Below are 19,433 nucleotides of genomic sequence, written 5' to 3'. Positions count from 1 at the left end.
AATCAGAGGCTCTCAATCAGCAATTTGCCTTTGCGGTACATCATGTTGCGCAGGAACACCACCATCAGCGCCGTAATCACCGCACCTAACAGGATCCCCGCCATATAGACGCCGAGGTTAGTGACCAGCGGCCATGCCCAGATAGCCGATTCCGGGAACCACTGCACCGCCCCCAGCCAGACGGCAGCCGTCGATCCGACAATAGCGCCAACCATATAGGATGGAATTGCCGTGATGGGGCTTTCCAGTGCAAACGGGATCGCCCCTTCGCTGATGCCCATAAATGCGAGGAACATTGCCGTTTTCCCTTGCGGGTAGAGCTGTGCGCTGAACAGGCGTTTGCCGGTTAAGCGCCGATCGAGAAGCGTAGCCAACCCGAGGCCAATTGGAGGAATCACGATGGCAATAGAGCGTGCGGTTACCGGCAGAACGTGATCGGTAGTAAAGCTGAAGGCGACAAATCCTGCGGCTTTATTAATCGGACCGCCGAGGTCAATCGCCGTTGCCGCAGAAATCCCCATCGCGTACATCAGCGTGCCTTTCTCTCCAGCCGCCGTCAGCAGTGAACGAATTCCGCCGTTGATCCACCCGCCAAACGGCGTTATCACGTAATACATCGCCAACATGACGAAGATCGCGGAAAGAATGGGCAGTAAAAAGGTGGTTTTGAATGCCAGCAGGAAATCAGGCAACTGGATTTTTTGGTTCATCCACTTCACCAGATACCCGGCGACAATCGAGATAATCAGCGCGCCAATAAAGGTTGACGGGACGGGGGCACTGGTTGCCCATTGCAGCGTCGCTGGGTCAAAATTCAGTATCTGCGTGGGCTGAGTGGACATAAGTCCACCAATGAACCCAGCCGGAAACGCCAGCTTACCGCCGATAGAGTTGGCGACAAACGCGGCAAACATCGGAATAGCAAAACCAAACAGCACGCCGCCAAAAGATTGCGACAGCCAGGCAAACTTCAGTAATGAGAGATTAAAACCGCTGAATTTTCCGCTGTTCAGTGCATCCATGATGCCGGTGTCAGCAGGTATATCGAGCCAGCTATAGGCGATCAGTTGCGAGAAGGCGAGAATTACCCCGCCCATAATTAACGTCGGTACCATGCGCGAAATACCCGACATCACATGCTGCGGAAGTTCGCCCCAGAAGCTATTGCGGGAGGCCGGTGGATTTTTTATTGCCGCTGCCGCACCAGATGCGCCAGGCACAACGGTTGCACTGCGTTTTTTAATGGCCATACGTAATTCCCTGTCGATGATTATTGTTGTTCAGCGGCAACCATCTCTTCGATCTCTTTGATGATGCCGGCTGCATTTTTTATCGCGTCCTGTAACGTAATTTCGTAGACGTCACGCGACTCAAAACGCTCGTTATCTTCCGGAGTAACGGCAACAGAATGGATGATCAACGTTGCCTCTGCGATATCCTGCGCCGTCAGGCGATTTTGAATTCCGTCCGCACCCTGGGTTTCAATTTTCACTTCATAACCCGCTTCAACCGCGGCTTCTTCCAGCGCCTGAGCCGCCATAAAGGTATGGGCCAGCCCCATTGGGCACGCGCAAACGGCAATCAGTTTTTTGCTCATAATCATTTCCTCGTAATAGTTAACGAGTGAAATTATGGTCTGGGGAAAGTAACGACCGTTATCAGACAAATAATGCTTTTACTGGACAAATAATCCCGCCATTCGGAAATGTGACGAAGGTCGGAAAGGCGGGCGGCAGGCATAAAAAAACCGCGTAATAAACGCGGTTTTGCGGGATATATGTAAGCCGGATAAGCGCTGTGCACCGTCCGGCGTTGGTCTTACAAAATATGGCCCAGCGTCTGGCGCAGATGCGCACCGGAACCAAGCAGGCCCGGGTTATCATGCACGATCAGATATACCGGAATATCCTGTACGTAGGCTTTAAAACGCCCCTTATCTTCAAAACCACCACGGAAACCCGAAGCTTTAAAGAAGTCGAGGAAGCGCGGTACGATGCCGCCAGCGATGTACACACCGCCAAACGTGCCCAGCGTTAACGCCAGATCGCCGCCAAAACGCCCCATGATGACGCAGAACAGCGACAGCGCGCGACGACAGTCGATACAGGAATCAGCCAGCGCACGCCCGGTGATATCCTTCGGCTGCAGATTTTCCGGCAGGCGCCCGTCTGATTTGACGATGGCGCGATACAGATTAACCAGCCCCGGACCTGACAGTACGCGCTCTGCGGAAACGTGACCAATTTCCGCACGCAGGACCTCAAGGATAATCCCTTCTTCTTCGCTGTTAGGCGCAAAATCCACGTGACCGCCTTCACCAGGCAAGCTCACCCAGCGTTTATCTACATGCACCAAATGCGCCACGCCGAGTCCGGTACCTGCGCCATAGACAGCAATCGGTTTACCTTCAACAGGTTCCGCACCGCCAAACTGGATCAAGTGCTCTTTCTTCAGCATCGGGATCGCCATCGACACGGCGGTGAAATCATTGATGATTTCCAGATGGCTGAAGCCCAGATTTTTTTTCATCTCAGCAATAGAGAATGCCCAGGTATGGTTGGTCATTGCCACCCAGTCACCGGTTATCGGACAGGCAATGGCAATACAACCATCCTCAACGCTGACGCTATGCTCATCCAGGTATACGCGTACTACCGCCTCGAGGCTTGGGTAATCCAGCCCGGAATAGGTTTTTGCCTGCGAAATCTCGCCGCTGGCAATGTCGCACAGAGCAAGACGCGCGTTGGTGCCGCCAACATCACCTACTAAAGCATATTTTGTCATTCTTCCACTGCTCCGCTAAAGTCAGAATAAATCTTTGCCACACTGTAAATTCATGGGGGCATAACAACAACGCCCTGAAGGCTGATGCCCGTGGAAAATCGATCCAGATCACATAATTACTTTATCGTTTCAGCACCATTTGCAGCGATGCGGTTGCGCAGGCTATGCAAACTATGTCTATGACTCTGTTTTAAGGAATAGAATATGCTTCATCCACGAGCCAGAACGATGCTCTTGCTATCAACTCCTGCGCTAATTATTGGTATTGCCTCCAGCCTGGTGTTGATCGTTGTGATGAAAGTGGCGTCCGTTTTACAGCAATTTTTGTGGGAACGCCTGCCCGTTAGCATCGGTATTGCCCAGGACTCTCCGCTGTGGATTATCGGCATGCTGACGCTCACGGGGATCATGGTCGGGTTAGTTATTCGCTACAGCCAGGGTCACGCGGGACCGGATCCTGCCTGTGAGCCGTTAATTGGAATGCCGGTCCCCACCTCAGCAATTCCGGGCTTGCTGGCAGCGCTCATCCTCGGCCTGGCGGGTGGCGTCAGTTTGGGTCCGGAACACCCGATCATGACCGTGAATATCGCACTGGCTGTGGCGCTCGGCAGCCGCATGTTTCCCCGCATTGCTAAGCTGGACTGGACCATCCTCGCCTCTGCCGGCACAATCGGCGCGCTATTTGGCACCCCCGTTGCCGCCGCGCTGGTCTTTTCACAAACGCTGAATAGCTCGGACAATGTTCCTTTGTGGGATCGCCTGTTTGCACCGTTAATGGCCGCCGCCGCGGGCTCGCTGACCACCAGTCTGTTTTTTCACCCCCATTTTTCACTGCCCATCGCGCACTACACGCAGATGCACGTGATCGATATCCTCAGCGGTGCGGTCGTTGCCGCCATCGCCATTGCCGCCGGGATGGTGGCTGTCTGGTGTCTGCCGCGTTTACACCATTTAATGCATCGATTGAAACACCCGGTCCTGATTCTTGGGGCTGGCGGCTTAATCCTCGGCATTTTAGGCGTTATCGGCGGACCGCTTACCTTGTTTAAAGGACTGGACGAAATGCAGCAAATGGCATTTAGCCAGACGCTGGGAGCATCGGATTATTTCATGCTCGCCGTGATCAAATTGGCGGCATTAGTGGTTGCAGCTGCGAGTGGTTTTCGCGGCGGGCGAATTTTCCCGGCAGTATTCGTTGGGGTCGCGCTTGGCCTGATGCTGCACGCCCACGTTGAAGCGGTGCCAGCGGCCATTACCGTCTCCTGCGCGATTCTTGGACTGGTGCTGGTCGTCACCCGTGACGCCTGGCTGAGCCTGTTTATGGCAGCAGTGGTGGTGCCAGATTCCACCCTGCTGCCGCTGCTGTGCATCGTCATGCTGCCCGCCTGGCTGCTGCTGGCGGGCAAACCGATGATGATCGCCGAGCGTACCGATAAGTAGTTAGCCTCCGTTACGCGTTTCCAGCGCACGGGTCACCGTGCGCAATAGCTCAGGAAGATCGGCTTTCGGTAGTACCACCTCAATTAACGACAATCGTTGCGGATGGGACAAACTGGCCAGCACTTCTTCCAGTTGTACCGCCTGCTCCACACGCCAGCACTCCGCCTGACATTCACGACGAAACGCCTGCGGCACCTGCGTCCAGTTCCAGGCGGCGATATCGTTATAGCGCTGATTTGCCCCATGTATAGCCCGCTCCACGGTATAGCCGTCATTATTTAGCAGCAAAATAACGGGAGATTGCCCGTCTCTGAGCATAGAGCCCAGTTCCTGAATGGTGAGCTGCGCCGCACCATCGCCAATAATCAGGATCACCCGGCGGTCCGGGCAGGCGGTTTGCGCGCCAAATGCAGCCGGGAGCGCGTAGCCGATAGACCCCCACAGCGGCTGAACCAGCACCTCCGCTCCACCGGGTAGCGTGAGCGCAGCCGCGCCAAATGCAGCGGTCCCCTGGTCGACGAGGATAATGTCATTGGGCGCCAGATACTGCTGCACCGTATGCCAGAAATTTTCCTGCGTCAGAGGTCCCTTCTCAACCTGAATACGCCTAACTGGCGGGCGTTCTGGCGGCAGTGAAAAGGACATCTCCAGACACAGCTCCCGCAAGGTGGTTACCGCCTGCTCCATCGGGACGTTAAACCAACGGTTTCCAATCCGTGAGGCATGTGGCTGCACCTCAATCGTGCGCTCCTGTGGTAACTGTTGCGTAAACCCGGCGGTCAAAGTGTCAACAAATTGTGTGCCAACACATACTATCGTGTCGGCATCTTCTATCGCCTGACGTACATAGTCGCTGCTGGCTCCAGCGCTGTAGGTGCCGACAAACGCCGGATGACGCTCATCGAATAGCCCTTTGCCCATCAACAACGTGGCGTGGGCCATCGGCGTTTCCGCCATCCAGCGTTGCAATACCGGCTGCAGGCCAAAGCGCTGCGCGAGAACGTCTGCCAGAAGCGCTACGCGCGGGCTGTCCAGTAACCGCTCGCGGGCATGGTAGCGAAACGCTTCTGCCACGCTGCTTTCTGGCTCGCTCAGAGGAACAATCAGGATGTCATTCGGCGGCGTGGTGCGCTGTTTTGCCACATCAGCAGGTAACATCAGATAGCCCGGTCTGCGTTCGATGAGCATTGTTCGCAGCACGCGGTCAATTTCATAACAGGCGTTTTGTTCATCCAGCACTGCGCTGGCCGTCGTCACCGCCTGCTGCATACGATAAAAATGCTGAAAATCACCGTCCCCAAGGGTGTGATGCATCAACTCCCCGCGACGTTGGGCACCACGACAGGGCGCGCCAACAATATGCAAAACAGGAACATATTCCGCATAGCTTCCCGCGATACCGTTAATCGCGCTTAAATCACCCACGCCAAACGTGGTGAGCAGCGCCCCCACCCCGGATACCCGGGCATAGCCATCCGCAGCATAAGCCGCATTCAACTCGTTCGCACACCCGACCCAACGTACGCTGGGATGTTCAATCACGTGGTCAAGAAACTGCAAATTATAATCGCCAGGCACACCAAAGAGATGGCCAACACCACAGCCTGCCAGCCTGTCCAGCAGATAATCAGCAACGGAATACGGGGTTTGCATGACAGCTTTCCTTCTGACGGTAACCTCATGTTGAGTATCGAAGAACTGTGATGACTGTCCAGGAAAGTCGCTGTGAAGGGGGTGGAAAGCAAGATGTACAGTTTTCATCCCTAAATTTAATTGCAGCTGGCCTTGTGTAAACGTATACACTCAAAGTCACACCTTATCTGACAGGAGGCTATATGGCTTATCAGGCTGCTGAAAATCGTTATCAGACAATGGAGTACCGCCGCTGCGGTCAGAGCGGCCTCAAGCTCCCGATTGTATCACTGGGGTTGTGGCACAATTTTGGTGATACCACGCAGGTCGAGAACAGTCGGGCGCTGTTACAGCGTGCATTCGATCTGGGGATCACCCATTTTGATCTGGCGAATAACTATGGTCCACCGCCGGGTTCAGCGGAGCGAAATTTTGGTCGCATCCTGCAGGAAGATTTTTTACCGTGGCGAGATGAGCTGATCATCTCCACCAAAGCGGGTTACACCATGTGGGAAGGCCCTTACGGGGACTGGGGTTCACGCAAATACCTGATTGCCAGCCTCGATCAAAGCCTGAAGCGTCTGGGGCTGGAGTATGTCGATATCTTCTACCACCATCGCCCCGACCCTGAAACACCGCTCAGAGAAACCATGCGCGCACTGGATCATATCGTCCGTCAGGGCAAAGCGCTGTACGTAGGCCTCTCTAACTATCCGGCTGAACTTGCCAGACAAGCGATTGAAATACTCGACGATTTAGGTACGCCATGCCTTATTCATCAGCCCAAATATTCTATGTTTGAGCGTTGGGTCGAAGAGAGCCTGCTGTCGCTTTTACAGGAAAAAGGCGTCGGTAGTATCGCCTTCTCACCGCTGGCTGGCGGGCAGTTAACCGACCGCTATCTGAACGGTATTCCTGCGGATTCTCGCGCCGCAAGCACCAGCCGTTTTCTGAATCCGGACCAGATCACCCCACAAAAACTGGAAAAAGTTCGAGCGCTGAACGCACTGGCAGAGCGACGGGGACAAAAGCTGTCTCAGATGGCGCTCGCGTGGGTTCTTCGGGAAGACAAAGTTACGTCTGTACTGATTGGCGCCAGTAAACCGGCGCAAATTGAAGATGCCGTCGGCATGCTGGCAAACCGTCACTTTACGCCTGAAGAGTGCGCGGAGATTGATGCCATTCTGAGTCGGTTGAAATAAAGACACATTTATTAACAAAAAGTGCTCTCACTTGCGATTTAAGAGTTGTGGCGATGAAACGGGGCTTTACTGCCCCGTAATATTACGTTAACAGGCCGGCTACGGCTCGATCGTGAAGGAGAGAAAACATGTTCAGGTCACTGATTCTGGCGGCAGTCTTATTGGCTTTTACACCGCTGGCCGCGAACGCTGGCGAAATCACCCTGCTGCCATCAATAAAATTGCAAATTGGCGATCGCGATAATTACGGTAACTACTGGGATGGCGGCCGCTGGCGCGACCGGGATTACTGGCACCATAACTATGAGTGGCGCAAAAATCGCTGGTGGCGTCATGACAACGGCTACCATCGTGGCTGGGATAAACGCAAAGCTTATGAACGCGGCTACCGAGAAGGCTGGAATGACCGTGACGACCATCGCGGTCGTGGGCGCGGCGGTCACGGGCATCGTCATTAAGAAAAGGAACCTGTGGTAACAGAGAATTTTTAACAATGGCAAAGGGTTCCGTTCACCGTATGTTCATTGTTTCTCTGAACCCCTCATTCCCATAACGGGCAAGGGAGGCTCACCGTCTCCCTTGCCACCCAGGCTTCCGGCAGGAAAAATCGTCACTTCGTGATCCATTCGCCTTATGTCGTCTTCCTTCGGATCGCTTCAGTACGCTGACTTTCAGTTCAATCCGTTTCGCTTTAATAAAAAATACCTTTGCAGCTAATCAATCCTTAAGTGACCAGCATTAACCTGCAGGCTGCTTTTTTATGGTCAAATCCTGCGCTTTTTATTTTTCACTATTTGCCCTTGAGCAAAAATCTCCTGAACGTATCTTATCCTCAAGAGAATTCACGTCAGGATTAACTTATGAATGCTAATTTTAAGAATGAAATTCAGACATTCGGTCGATCGCTATTATTACCGATCGCCGTACTGGCGCCTGTGGGGATGGTCATGGGAATTAGCGCTGCGTTAGGGCAGAGCTATATGATTGATAAACTCCCCTTTCTGGGCAATGAAATTTTCAGAGCAATTCTCTCTTCTCTGGGATTAATCAGCAGCGTCGTTTTTAATAATATTCCTTTACTGTTCGCGATGGGTGTCGCCTACGGTATGTCTAAAAAAGAAAAAGGGATTGCTGTATTTGCGTCCGTCGTGGCTTACCTGACTCTGCTTATCGCCATGCATGTGCATCTTAAGCTGGCGGGTACGCTGGCGAAAGAGGATATGGCTTTGGTCGGACAGGGAATGGTATTAGGTATTCAGACGCTGAAAATCGAAGCGCTGGGCGGCATTATTGCCGGGCTGCTGGCAGCTAAAATAACCGACCGTTTTTACCGGCTGCAATTACCTCTCGCTTTCGCCTTTTTCAGCGGTAAAAAATCCGTCGCGATCTTAGCCATTGCTTTTTCCATTCCCGTCGGCTTGATCATTCCTTTTATCTGGGATCTGTTTACCGCGGGTATGCGCGCCATATCAACAATAATGATGGCACCCAACATTGGTGCAGGTATCTATATGACGCTCAATCGCCTGCTAATCCCGTTTGGCCTGCATCACGTCCTCAGTTCCACCGTGCGTTTCACCGCGGCAGGCGGTACGTACCTGATTGACGGGCAGACCTATGTCGGTATTTTACCCGCTATCAATAAAATCCTGTTTGAGCTTGGTCCCACCCATCCGGCCTGGAAAGAGTATATGCCGACGCTCACCAGCTATCTTGCCTCATCACAAATGCTCACGACGCTGTTCCGCGTTCCGGCGATTGGTCTGGCGATGTACCACATGGCCTATTTCAAGAATAAGAAATTTGCCAAAGGGATGATCCTGACCGTGGTGCTGACCGCCATGCTGGGGAATATTACCGAACCGCTGGAGTTCTCCTTCCTGTTTATCGCGCCAAAACTCTTTATTGTCTATGCGGTACTCTGTGGCTTATTGACCATTCCACTGCAATTACTGGAAGTCTCCATCGGCTATATTCGCGGCACCATTTTTGATTTTGGTATTTTCGGTTTGATGTATGAACACACCCAATGGATTAATTTAATTATCCTCGGCGTGATTAACTTTGTTGTCTTCTATTTCGTCTTCCGCTTCGCGATCGGTAAATTTGATATTAAGACCCCAGGCCGCGAGAGTGAAATCGCTGACAGCACCTTACTGAACAATAAAGAGTACGACAAAGTCGCCGAACTGGTGATTCAGGGGCTGGGCGGGACAGACAATATCAAGCGCGTTGAAAACTGCGTTTCACGGTTACGTATTGATTTGAAAGATCAGAAAAAAATGGACATGGCCATTCTTAAAGAATCTGGCTCGCTGGGAACCTTTATCCCCTCCAGCAACCATGTTCATGTGGTATTCGGCCCACACGTAGAATTTGTCCGTAACGCGGTAGACGACCGCCTCGTCGGTGCGAAATAAATTCAAGGAGATAGTAATGCGTGCACTGTATGATTCAAAAAGCAAAACGATCGACGATCGAGGAATGAAATCTCTGCTCGCACAGCCAGCGCGGGTACAGTCATGGCTCGATGTTGAAGCCGCCCTGGCTCAGGCACAGGCCGGACACGGCATGATCCCCGCCAGCGCCGCAGTCAATATTACCGCTAACTGCCACGTGGATAAGATTGACCTGACGGAAATGGAACGCCTGCTGCGCGAGATTGGTCACGGCTTCGTTCCGGTCATCAAAGTGCTGGTCAAAGCCTGTGACAGTGAAAGCGGAAAATACGTGCATTACGGCGTCACCACGCAGAATATTCAGCAAACAGCACAGCTTTATCTGGCAAAGCAGTTCGATACCATCATGCAGGGTTTTGTGGACGATATTCTGCGTAACCTGGCAAAGATGGCATCTGACCATAAAGCAACGATTATGGCCGGACGTACCCACGGTAAGCACGCGCTGCCCATCACCTGGGGCTATAAAGCCGCCGTGTGGATTGATGAGTTACTGAGCGCCCGGCAGCGCATGCAGGAAGCGGAAAAACGCGTCTTTACCGTGATGATGGGGGGAGCCGTGGGCGCCTTCCACGCAACCGGTGAAACCGGCCGCCGGGTTCAGGATAGCGTTGCCCAAAAGCTGGGAATGCATTCAATGGCGATTCCCTCCCGCAACTCGCGCATTTACCGCACTGAATACATTAGTAATTTGTGCCTGCTGGCGACGACGTTACACAAAATAGCCGAAGAGGTTTATCAGACCTCAAGCGAAGAGTTTGCCGAAGTTTCAGAAGCCTTCACTAAAGGCACCGTTGGCAGCAGCACCATGCCGCAAAAAGTGAATCCTAAACTGGCGAAGGGGATCATCGCTAACGCGCAGAAATTGTACTCAGTAATGACCTCCTGCCTGTATGTCAGCCCACGTCCCTTCGAAGCAGACAGCTCCGCTTACTTTATCTTTGACGGTAATATCCAGGAGAGTATGGAGCTAATGGCTGAGATTGTGATGCGAGCCGAAGAGTTGACGCGAACGCTGGTCATCAATCCTGGGCGTATGCGCCAGAATGTGCAGTTAACGCATGGTCTTATTAATAGCGAAAAAATCATGATGCAGCTGGTGGAAAGGCTGGGCAAAGATGCCGCACATGAACGCGTCTACCAACTGGCAATGCGCAGCACGCATGAAGGCATCCCCTACGCTGATGTGCTGCGTGATGACCCTCTTATTCGCCAGCACTTTAGCGACTCAGAAATTAATACGCTGCTGGATCCTGCTCACTACATCGGCCTTTGCGCAGAAATCGCCGAGGAAACGGCCGCTCGCGTATGGGAGAAAGACAATGGCTGATCCCCTGCTTTCTCTGGCAAGTGAACGCATTGTCACCCCGAATGGAATCGAAAGCGGCTATCTGCATATTGAAAGCGGGCGTATTTCTGGCCTCGACAGTACGCCACGAGGGAAAATCGTCGATTATCGCCATGCCATCCTGATGCCCGGTTTTGTGGATATTCACGTTCACGGCTGGGGGAGAGGGTCGTTTGCCTGGAGAGGTGAACGCCGTTCTTTGCAGGCGATGAGCCGGGATCTGGTTAACGCCGGGGTTACCGCGTGGCTTGCAACATCAGCCACCCAGCCGGAAACGTTCTTGCTGGAGAGTCTTTCCACCGCCGCGGACTGGATTGCAGACGCAAAAGCGGAAGATGGTGCCGAAGCGGTGGGTATTCATATGGAAGGCCCCTTTATTAACCCTGCATACAGCGGAATGCAGAGCAAGGACGCAATCCAACCACCCGATATCGAAGGGTTCAAACGCTATCAGCACGCCGCGAGGGGAAATATCCGTCTGATGACGCTCGCACCCGAACTGCCGGGCGCCCTGGCGCTAATCCGCTATTTACGCCAGTCAGGCGTCACCGTGTCAGCCGGTCATACCGACGCCACCTTTGATGAAACCACCCTCGCCATTGAAGCCGGTTTAACCCACTTTACCCATGCCTTTAGCGCCATGCGCGGGCTGCATCACCGGGAGCCTGGCGTGGTGGGGGCGCTGATGTACCATCAGAATACGTATGCCGAGGTGGCAAAGCAGAGCGGGATTACGTTGCGACCAGAAGTGTTCGACATTCTCTATCGGTTGAAAAAAGATCGCCGGTTGGTCATGGTCAGCGATTGTCTGGGATATGTGGATTTTCCCGAAGGATCTGAATTCCACCATTACCTGCGCCAGGAGACGTTTCGCATTCACAATCATTGTCTTGAAATCACCGACCACAGCGGAAAGACCCGAACGGTTTCACCCACGGAGTGGTCCGAAGTGTGCAAACTGGAGATGAGCTTTCTGGACTCCGTGAAAAATGTGGTCGACAGGCTGGAAAAAGGCTGGGTTTCAGCCGCGCAGATTGCCTGCCTTAATCCGGCAATCCTGGCGGGTGTTGACGCGAGAAAAGGCAGCCTGACGTCAGGAAAAGATGCCGATATTCTCGTGTTGGGTGCAGAGTTAAACCTGGAAGCCGTCTGGTGTCGCGGCGTTTCGCAACCTCTGGCTAAATAAAAATATCACTGTAATGCGTATCAAGAAAAATTTTTAACGCCTCCTGGCTCATTCCCTGAACCTGCTGAATAAAGTCCTCAGCAGGTATTTTTTTGCGCGCGGAGGGAAGTCCATTTTCGCGTAATAACAGGAGATCGTCCTGCGTGAGCCAGAAATTCACTTTGACATAATCCAGCCCGGCGTAGCGGAGATGACTCGATATCTTGTTTGTAAAGGTAATCAGCAGGTCGAATTCGAGCTGCTGAAGCCGCGCAATCTCATTGATGTTGATGCAGGCGGGGATTTCAATATGGAAGCGGGAGAAAAGCATCTCTTTAAAATAGCCGACCTTACTCTCTGACGAGTTCGTCACAATAATGACCCGCTTTTTCTTATCGCCAACAACCCGATTTTTGAGCGCATACTTTTTGATAATCAGCACCAGGGTTGCCAGATGAATAGCAGAAAAGGTCGTTTGCCAGTGATGTTCAATCTCTTTCACCGCATACTGGACATGTTCCCATAGCTCAGGATAGCGTCGCTGGACATCATGGAGCTTTTTATCATCGAACCAGAGATGAAATTTATTCTGGATGATGGCGGCATAGATAAAATTATAAATCTCTGCAAACCAGGCGTGCTGATTGTGAATGGTGTTCTCCAGACATCCGGCTAAAGCGTGACAGGTGCGCTTAACGTAAGAGACCAGCCGGGCGTCGTATAATGTGAAGGGGCGATGAGTAAACGTCAGTGAAGCAATCAGCAGATCCAGACAGATATTTTCATCCGCATCAGGCAATACGCCATAAGGAAAGGTTGTCAAAAACTCAGCCGCCGAACTCTCCGTAATTCTGTGTCCCCTGCGGATACGGTGCAGGGCAAGGCTAAGATAGACCAGTAAGTATTTTCTGCCGTTATATCCCAGGGCGATGACCGGACTGATTTTCTCTTCGTAATAGTCTGCCGCCTGGTTTATCTGTGCAGCACACTCATGAAGAAACTGTTCGGCAATCGAACGGCCTGTCGGCTCATTGGCCTGGTGGGCGATAAGTCGGTGATCCTCACCAATTTCAACCGTTTTTAGTATCGTCATGCACGCCGCCAGCCGCAGCTGGAACTCATCCCCCGCAAGCCGGGAGCCCTTACGCGGGATACTTTGCACAATCAGATCGCGTTCCTGCACCAGGCTCATCATGACGGGATTATCATTTTTTACCGTTCCCGCACTGACATAAAATTTTTTGTAATAATCATTTTTATTCACCACATCGTGCAAACAGAGCGCCACAAAGAGATCCTTCACCCTCTCTTCTGCCGTAGTGATATAGCGATTAAACTGGACGCGCGCTAAAAACTGTCGGTATTCGCTGTAGCCAATCCGGGTGGTAATAAACTGATTATCCTGATGTAGCTGGACATTTTCTGGCAGAAGTTCATTGAGCTCTTTCATTGTCCGTTTTAGCGTGGAGAGCGTTTTACCGAAACGCTCGACGGCCTCTTCAACGGGGAGCGGACTGTTGTCCTGGAGATATTTCAGGAAAGAGAGATCAAAGTGATTCATGAACGCCTGCCAGTTAATTATGCAGGGCACATAATAGAGGAAAAGCTCAATTAAAACCGTGACCCGTCGCGAGTCACGGTTGATTATAACCCCATCGCCGTGCCGGCCAGTAGCCAGAGATTGAGCGCCACGACCAGTATCACAATGACCCAGCCAATCTGTTTAACGCAACGACGATTGACCAGATCCCCCATCAGCTTACTGTCGCTGGTGAAGATCAGCAGCGGCACCAGCGCCAGCGCGATACCAAAACTGAGCAACACCTGACTCATCACCAGAATACGGGTCGGATCCAATCCCATTAGAATCACAATAAATGATGGCATCATGGTGACGGTACGGCGTACCCATAGCGGAATGTGAAAACGGATAAACCCTTGCATCACCACCTGCCCCGCCAGCGTGCCGACCACGGTAGAAGAGAGTCCCGCAGCCACCAGGCTTAAACCAAACACCGTCGCTGCAGCGTGACTCAACAACGGTTCAAGGGTCAGATACGCCTGATCGAGATCGGCAATACCGGTATGCCCGCTAAAATGAAATGCGGCGGCAGCCGTCGCCATCATCGCCAGATTGACAAATCCGGCAATCGTCATGGCGATAGCCACATCCCATTTAGTGGCCGCATAGCGCTGTTGGCGTGTTCCGCCGTGCAAATGCTGAGTTAAGGAAGAGTGCAGATAAATGACGTGCGGCATGATAGTCGCCCCGAGCACCCCAGCGGCCAGGAACACCGCTTCGGAATTAGGCAGGCTTGGGATCACCATTCCCTTACTAAGCTGCGCGAAGTTCGGTTGGGAAAAAACCAGCTCCACAATGTAAGCCGCGGCCACAAACAGCAGCAGGCCGCCAATCACCTTTTCCAGCGGTTTTTGACCGCGACGCTGCAGCATCAGAATTAAGAACGTCGCGATACCGGTGAGTACGGCCCCTTGCAATAAGGAGACGCCGAGGATCAGTTTGAAGCCAATCGCAGCGCCAATAAATTCAGCAAGGTCTGTTGCCATAGCGATAATTTCTGCCTGCACCCAGTAGAACCACACCACCGGGCGAGGATAATGATCGCGAATTTGCTCCGCCAGGTTTTTACCCGTAGCAATGCCGAGTTTTGCCGACAGCACCTGAATCAGCATCGCCATCAGGTTTGCCCAGACCACCACCCACAGCAATTGATAACCAAAGCTGGCCCCTGCCTGGATATTGGTGGCGAAGTTACCCGGATCGATATAGCCGATCGCCGCGATGAACGCAGGTCCCATTAATGCGAGCTTCAACTTGCGCGCTGCCCGCCCACTGCTACTCTCAACGCGATCGTTAGTCATTTTAGTGCCTCAGAAACATAGCCTTTGCTATGTTTCAAGCTACGCCTACTGAGAATGATTATCAAATTCATTTTAATGGGTGACGTTGATTTCTCTGATAGCGTTTGTCTATGGATCGATAAGGATTCTGGAAATACCGGCGAGATGTTTAATTATTGTTATGAGAATAGCACAATGACATAACTTTTCACTTCCATACTAAACATAACGGAAGTGTATCACCGATCACTAATTTTGAATCTCGTCACAGGTCCTTATTATAGTGTGTGTTTGATCTCGTTTTCTTTATGGTTGTTACATAGAATGTGCACGAAAACTAAACCTGCCTCATATTTGGAGCAAATATGGACCGCGTTCTTCATTTTGTCCTGGCCCTTGCCGTGGTTGCGGTACTCGCACTGCTGGTAAGCAGTGACCGTAAAAAAATCCGCATTCGTTATGTTGTTCAATTGCTTGTTATCGAAGTGTTACTGGCATGGTTCTTCCTGAACTCTGATGTCGGTCTGGGCTTCGTGAGAGGCTTCTCCGAGATGTTTGAGAAACTGCTCGGGTTTGCTAATGAAGGGACAAACTTTGTCTTTGGTAGCATGAACGATAAAGGCCTGGCATTCTTCTTCCTGAAAGTGCTTTGCCCGATCGTCTTCATCTCCGCCCTGATCGGTATTTTGCAGCATATCCGCGTACTGCCGGTAATCATCCGCGCGATTGGTTTCCTGTTATCCAAAGTAAACGGTATGGGCAAACTGGAATCCTTCAACGCCGTCAGCTCTCTGATCCTGGGTCAGTCTGAGAACTTTATCGCCTATAAAGATATTCTCGGCAAAATGTCTCGCAACCGTATGTACACCATGGCAGCAACGGCGATGTCGACCGTTTCCATGTCTATCGTCGGCGCGTACATGACCATGCTGGAACCGAAGTACGTGGTTGCGGCGCTGGTTCTGAACATGTTCAGCACCTTTATCGTGCTGTCGCTGATCAACCCTTACCGCGTTGATGCCAGCGAAGAAAATATCCAGATGTCTAACCTGCACGAAGGCCAGAGTTTCTTCGAAATGCTGGGTGAATACATTCTGGCTGGTTTCAAAGTGGCAATTATCGTTGCGGCGATGCTGATTGGTTTCATCGCACTGATCGCTGCCCTGAACGCCCTGTTCGCCACCGTGACCGGTTGGTTTGGCTACAGCATCTCTTTCCAGGGCATCCTGGGTTACATCTTCTACCCGGTTGCATGGGTAATGGGTGTGCCGTCCAGCGAAGCGCTGCAGGTGGGCAGTATCATGGCAACTAAACTGGTTTCCAACGAATTCGTTGCGATGATGGATCTGCAGAAAATCGCCGCTACGCTCTCCCCGCGCGCAGAAGGCATCCTGTCCGTGTTCCTGGTTTCCTTCGCTAACTTCTCTTCCATCGGTATTATCGCCGGTGCGATTAAAGGCCTGAACGAAGAGCAAGGTAACGTGGTTTCTCGCTTTGGTCTGAAGCTGGTGTACGGCTCTACGCTGGTGAGCGTACTGTCTGCATCTATCGCCGCACTGGTGCTGTAAGCGTAAGACAACATCGCAGTGATAAGACCGGGGAGATTCATATTCTCCCCGGTTTTTTTATGCCTGCGATTCAGCAAACCAAAGAGATAAAGAGTAAGAACTGGCAGGATGCAGAAACAAAAAACCCCCGCTTTTCAGCGAGGGTTTAAATTTTGGTGGAGCTAAGCGGGATCGAACCGCTGACCTCTTGCATGCCATGCAAGCGCTCTCCCAGCTGAGCTATAGCCCCACGATGCTTTTACGTACGTACCAAATTCATTGGGATTAAATTTGGTGGAGCTAAGCGGGATCGAACCGCTGACCTCTTGCATGCCATGCAAGCGCTCTCCCAGCTGAGCTATAGCCCCATTACGTAAAGCTTGTCGAGTTGACGGGCGGCATCATATGAATTCCCTTCGCGTGTGTCAACGGCAAAATTAACTCATAGAATTCAATCGCTGAAAAAGCAGTCAAATGAAGAACATTGCGTAACAACTCGCATTCAGTAGTTAAACGCGTCACGGTTTCTACTAAAATGGTGCTATAAAATGAACCACTAATTAACCCCACGACTATTCAGGGAATCGTTATGTTCAAGGAACGGATGACGCCAGAAGAACTTGCTAATCTGACCGGATACAGCCGACAGACCATCAATAAATGGGTGCGCAAAGAAGGTTGGGCGACATCACCAAAACCAGGCGTTCAGGGCGGTAAAGCCCGGCTGGTTCACGTCACCGAACAAGTTCGTGAATACATTCGCAGCGCTGAGCGTTCAGCCGAAGGTTTATCAGATAACTTATCGTTATCCGGCGATACCTCTGTTGAAGCACTGCTGATTAGGCTCGCCAAAGAAATGACGCCGACAGAACAGAAAATGTTTACCTCACTGATCCTGCGTGAAGGCATTACGGGTTTATTACAGCGTTTAGGGATCCGCGAAAACAAATAATATGAAAAAATTACGCAGCAAAATGACGACCGAAGAGCTGGCGGAATGTCTCGGGGTTGCCAAACAAACCGTCAATCGTTGGATCAGAGAACAAAACTGGACTACCGAAAAGTTTCCCGGCGTTAAAGGTGGTCGTGCAAGACTGATTCATATTGACTCCAGCGTCCGCGCGTTTCTGCTCAATATTCCCGCTTTTCGCAAAGTCCCTGAAGTTTATCAGGCTGAAGAACCGCTGGCAGAATACACCCATGTAGTACGCAGCCACGCTTGTCGCCAGATAATTAGCGCACTGGACAACATGTCCCCAACGGAACAAGAAAAGCTGGCGATGTATATTTCGCGCGAAGGTATTCGCACTTTTCTTACTCGTTTGGGTATTGATGAGTCTGAATAACAGGCAAAAAAACGGCAGGATACGCTCCTGCCGTTCTTTCATCGGTCAATCAGTCTTATTGCTGGCTTTCTCGCTCAGCAATAAACGCCAGCGCTTTATTAATACGCTCAATGCTGCGGGATTTACCAATCGCATGCACCGTAACGTCTAACGCCGGGGACTGACCCGCGCCGGTAACGGCTACGCGCAGCGGCATCCCGACTTTACCCATGCCAACTTCCAGTTCATCAGCCGTTGCCTGAATCGCATGGTGCACGTTTTCTGCCGTCCACTCGCTAATCGCAGCCAGCTTGTCACGAACCACTTCCAGCGGCTGACGCGCAACCGGACGCAGGTGTTTCTTCGCTGCATCAGCGTCGAACTCGGCAAAGTCTTCGTAGAAGTAGCGGCAGCTCTGCGCCATCTCTTTCAGCGTTTTGCAGCGCTCACCGAGCAGTTTAACCAGCTCTGACAGCTGCGGGCCTACGCGGGTATCGATATTTTCCTGCTCAATGTGCCATTGCAGATGGGTTGCTACATATTCCGGCGCCAGCGCATTAATATAGTGATGGTTCAGCCACTGCAGTTTTTCAGTGTTAAACGCACTCGCAGACTTGCTCACCGCACCAAGGGAGAACAGTTTGATCATCTCTTCACGGGTGAAAATTTCCTGATCGCCACTGGACCAGCCCAGACGCACCAGATAGTTCAGCAGCGCTTCCGGCAGGTAACCGTCGTCGCGGTATTGCATAACGCTGACCGCACCGTGACGTTTGGAGAGTTTTTTACCATCGTCACCGTTGATCATTGATACGTGTGCGTAAACTGGCACCGGCGCATTCAGCGCTTTCAGGATATTGATCTGACGCGGAGTGTTGTTGATATGGTCTTCACCACGAATAACGTGGGTGATTTCCATATCCCAGTCGTCGACAACAACGCAGAAGTTGTAGGTCGGGGAACCGTCGGTACGGCGAATGATCAAATCATCCAGCTCCTGGTTGCTGAATTCGATCGGCCCACGGATCTGGTCGTCAAAAATAACGGAACCGTCCTGCGGGTTGGCAAAACGTACCACGCAAGGTTCATCAGCGGCATGATGTTCGTGGCCGTGGCGGCAGCGGCCGTCGTAACGCGGCTTCTCACCGTTCGCCATCTGCTCTTCGCGCAGCGCGTCCAGACGCTCTTTAGAGCAGTAGCATTTATATGCGGTGCCTGCTTCCAGCATTTCATCAATCACCGCGTTGTAGCGATCAAAACGTTTGGTCTGGAAGTACGGGCCTTCATCCCATTCCAGATTCAGCCAGTTCATGCCATCCATAATGGCTTCAATAGCTTCCGGAGTGGAGCGTTCGAGATCGGTGTCTTCAATACGCAGCACAAACTCACCGCCATGGTTGCGTGCAAAAAGCCAGGAATAAAGAGCAGTACGCGCACCGCCGACGTGCAGGTAGCCTGTCGGGCTTGGCGCGAAGCGAGTTTTGATTTTCATGAAATGGCCTTACGTTTATAAAGATGCCGACAACCGGCAAATCCAGGGAAGATTATCAGGCTCGTATTCTATCACCGTGGTCTGATTCCTCAATGTTGTTCAGGTTGGAACATTACGCTTTGCCATTTTCGTATACAAATCATGCCGCACGGACTGTTTTGCGATCGTTTTGTTTAA

At 51.9% G+C, this 19,433-nt stretch carries 16 protein-coding genes and 2 tRNA genes; 9 read left to right on the top strand and 9 right to left on the bottom strand.

The window, feature by feature from the left end; translation table 11 throughout:
• Positions 1–2: 2 nt before the first annotated feature.
• The 3 genes from HV352_RS06870 to glk all read right to left on the bottom strand — a co-directional run bounded on the left by HV352_RS06870 (position 3) and on the right by glk (position 2,784).
• Positions 3–1,250 carry a PTS fructose transporter subunit IIC gene (locus HV352_RS06870; protein ID WP_047416349.1) on the bottom strand — a complete coding sequence of 416 codons (1,248 nt, stop codon included), beginning with the start codon at positions 1,248–1,250 and terminating at the stop codon, positions 3–5.
• A gap of 20 nt (positions 1,251–1,270) precedes the next feature.
• The gene (locus HV352_RS06865; protein ID WP_003028254.1) at positions 1,271–1,597 is read right to left on the bottom strand and encodes a fructose PTS transporter subunit IIB; all 327 of its coding nucleotides are present in this window, start codon (positions 1,595–1,597) and stop codon (positions 1,271–1,273) included.
• A 221-nt stretch (positions 1,598–1,818) separates the two neighbouring features.
• Positions 1,819–2,784, bottom strand: coding sequence for a glucokinase (gene glk, locus HV352_RS06860; RefSeq protein ID WP_016153902.1), 966 nt, complete (start codon positions 2,782–2,784; stop codon positions 1,819–1,821).
• 204 nt (positions 2,785–2,988) lie between these two features.
• Between glk and HV352_RS06855 the strand changes: the two genes are divergently transcribed.
• Positions 2,989–4,224, top strand: coding sequence for an ion channel protein (locus HV352_RS06855; protein WP_053389666.1), 1,236 nt, complete (start codon positions 2,989–2,991; stop codon positions 4,222–4,224).
• Here the strand turns inward: HV352_RS06855 and HV352_RS06850 are convergent, their stop codons facing one another.
• Complete coding sequence (locus HV352_RS06850; protein WP_181635299.1) at positions 4,225–5,877, bottom strand: thiamine pyrophosphate-binding protein; 1,653 nt, start codon at positions 5,875–5,877, stop codon at positions 4,225–4,227. It abuts the gene before it with no gap.
• Positions 5,878–6,059: 182 nt separating this feature from the next.
• Here HV352_RS06850 and mgrA point away from each other — a divergent pair, with 182 nt between their 5' ends.
• The 5 genes from mgrA to HV352_RS06825 all read left to right on the top strand — a co-directional run bounded on the left by mgrA (position 6,060) and on the right by HV352_RS06825 (position 12,051).
• Positions 6,060–7,058, top strand: coding sequence for an L-glyceraldehyde 3-phosphate reductase (gene mgrA / locus HV352_RS06845; RefSeq protein WP_016153905.1), 999 nt, complete (start codon positions 6,060–6,062; stop codon positions 7,056–7,058).
• A 128-nt stretch (positions 7,059–7,186) separates the two neighbouring features.
• Positions 7,187–7,516, top strand: coding sequence for a DUF2502 domain-containing protein YpeC (ypeC, locus tag HV352_RS06840; protein ID WP_104651186.1), 330 nt, complete (start codon positions 7,187–7,189; stop codon positions 7,514–7,516).
• A gap of 402 nt (positions 7,517–7,918) precedes the next feature.
• Complete coding sequence (locus HV352_RS06835) at positions 7,919–9,478, top strand: PTS transporter subunit EIIC (protein ID WP_019077337.1); 1,560 nt, start codon at positions 7,919–7,921, stop codon at positions 9,476–9,478.
• 16 nt (positions 9,479–9,494) lie between these two features.
• Positions 9,495–10,847: an adenylosuccinate lyase family protein gene (locus tag HV352_RS06830; RefSeq protein ID WP_019077338.1), complete on the top strand. Its 1,353-nt coding sequence runs from the start codon at positions 9,495–9,497 to the stop codon at positions 10,845–10,847.
• On the top strand, positions 10,840–12,051 hold the full coding sequence (locus HV352_RS06825; RefSeq protein ID WP_103284091.1) for an amidohydrolase family protein: 1,212 nt from the start codon (positions 10,840–10,842) through the stop codon (positions 12,049–12,051). Before HV352_RS06830 ends, HV352_RS06825 begins: the two co-directional genes overlap by 8 nt.
• Here the strand turns inward: HV352_RS06825 and HV352_RS06820 are convergent.
• Together HV352_RS06820 and HV352_RS06815 are read right to left on the bottom strand one after the other, a co-directional pair.
• Positions 12,044–13,591, bottom strand: a complete 1,548-nt coding sequence (locus HV352_RS06820) for a hypothetical protein (protein ID WP_137397036.1) — start codon at positions 13,589–13,591, stop codon at positions 12,044–12,046. The genes HV352_RS06825 and HV352_RS06820 overlap by 8 nt on opposite strands.
• Positions 13,592–13,674: 83 nt before the next feature.
• A complete protein-coding gene (locus HV352_RS06815; RefSeq protein WP_016153911.1) occupies positions 13,675–14,913 on the bottom strand; it encodes an Nramp family divalent metal transporter in 1,239 nt (412 codons plus the stop codon).
• Positions 14,914–15,257: 344 nt separating this feature from the next.
• Here HV352_RS06815 and nupC point away from each other — a divergent pair, with 344 nt between their 5' ends.
• Complete coding sequence (gene nupC, locus HV352_RS06810; RefSeq protein ID WP_016157084.1) at positions 15,258–16,460, top strand: nucleoside permease NupC; 1,203 nt, start codon at positions 15,258–15,260, stop codon at positions 16,458–16,460.
• Positions 16,461–16,613: 153 nt separating this feature from the next.
• Here the strand turns inward: nupC and HV352_RS06805 are convergent.
• A tRNA-Ala gene (locus HV352_RS06805) sits at positions 16,614–16,689 on the bottom strand.
• Positions 16,690–16,731: 42 nt separating this feature from the next.
• Positions 16,732–16,807: transfer RNA gene (locus HV352_RS06800), tRNA-Ala, on the bottom strand.
• Between the two features lie 221 nt (positions 16,808–17,028).
• On the opposite strand from HV352_RS06800, the gene HV352_RS06795 reads away from it, so the two are divergent.
• A complete protein-coding gene (locus tag HV352_RS06795; protein WP_016153913.1) occupies positions 17,029–17,391 on the top strand; it encodes a YfeC-like transcriptional regulator in 363 nt (120 codons plus the stop codon).
• Between the two features lies 1 nt (position 17,392).
• Positions 17,393–17,785 (top strand): YfeC-like transcriptional regulator, encoded by a 393-nt coding sequence (locus HV352_RS06790; RefSeq protein WP_016153914.1) that lies wholly within the window; start codon positions 17,393–17,395, stop codon positions 17,783–17,785.
• A 55-nt stretch (positions 17,786–17,840) separates the two neighbouring features.
• On the opposite strand, the gene gltX is transcribed toward HV352_RS06790, so the two are convergent.
• Positions 17,841–19,256, bottom strand: coding sequence for a glutamate--tRNA ligase (gltX, locus tag HV352_RS06785; RefSeq protein WP_005130009.1), 1,416 nt, complete (start codon positions 19,254–19,256; stop codon positions 17,841–17,843).
• Positions 19,257–19,433: the final 177 nt, after the last annotated feature.

Origin of the sequence: Citrobacter sp. RHBSTW-01044, from assembly GCF_013781945.1 — a bacterium.
GTDB lineage: Bacteria > Pseudomonadota > Gammaproteobacteria > Enterobacterales > Enterobacteriaceae > Citrobacter > Citrobacter braakii.
The sequence above is the reverse complement of the archived record's forward strand: the minus strand, read 5'-3'. Positions and strand labels throughout refer to the sequence as shown.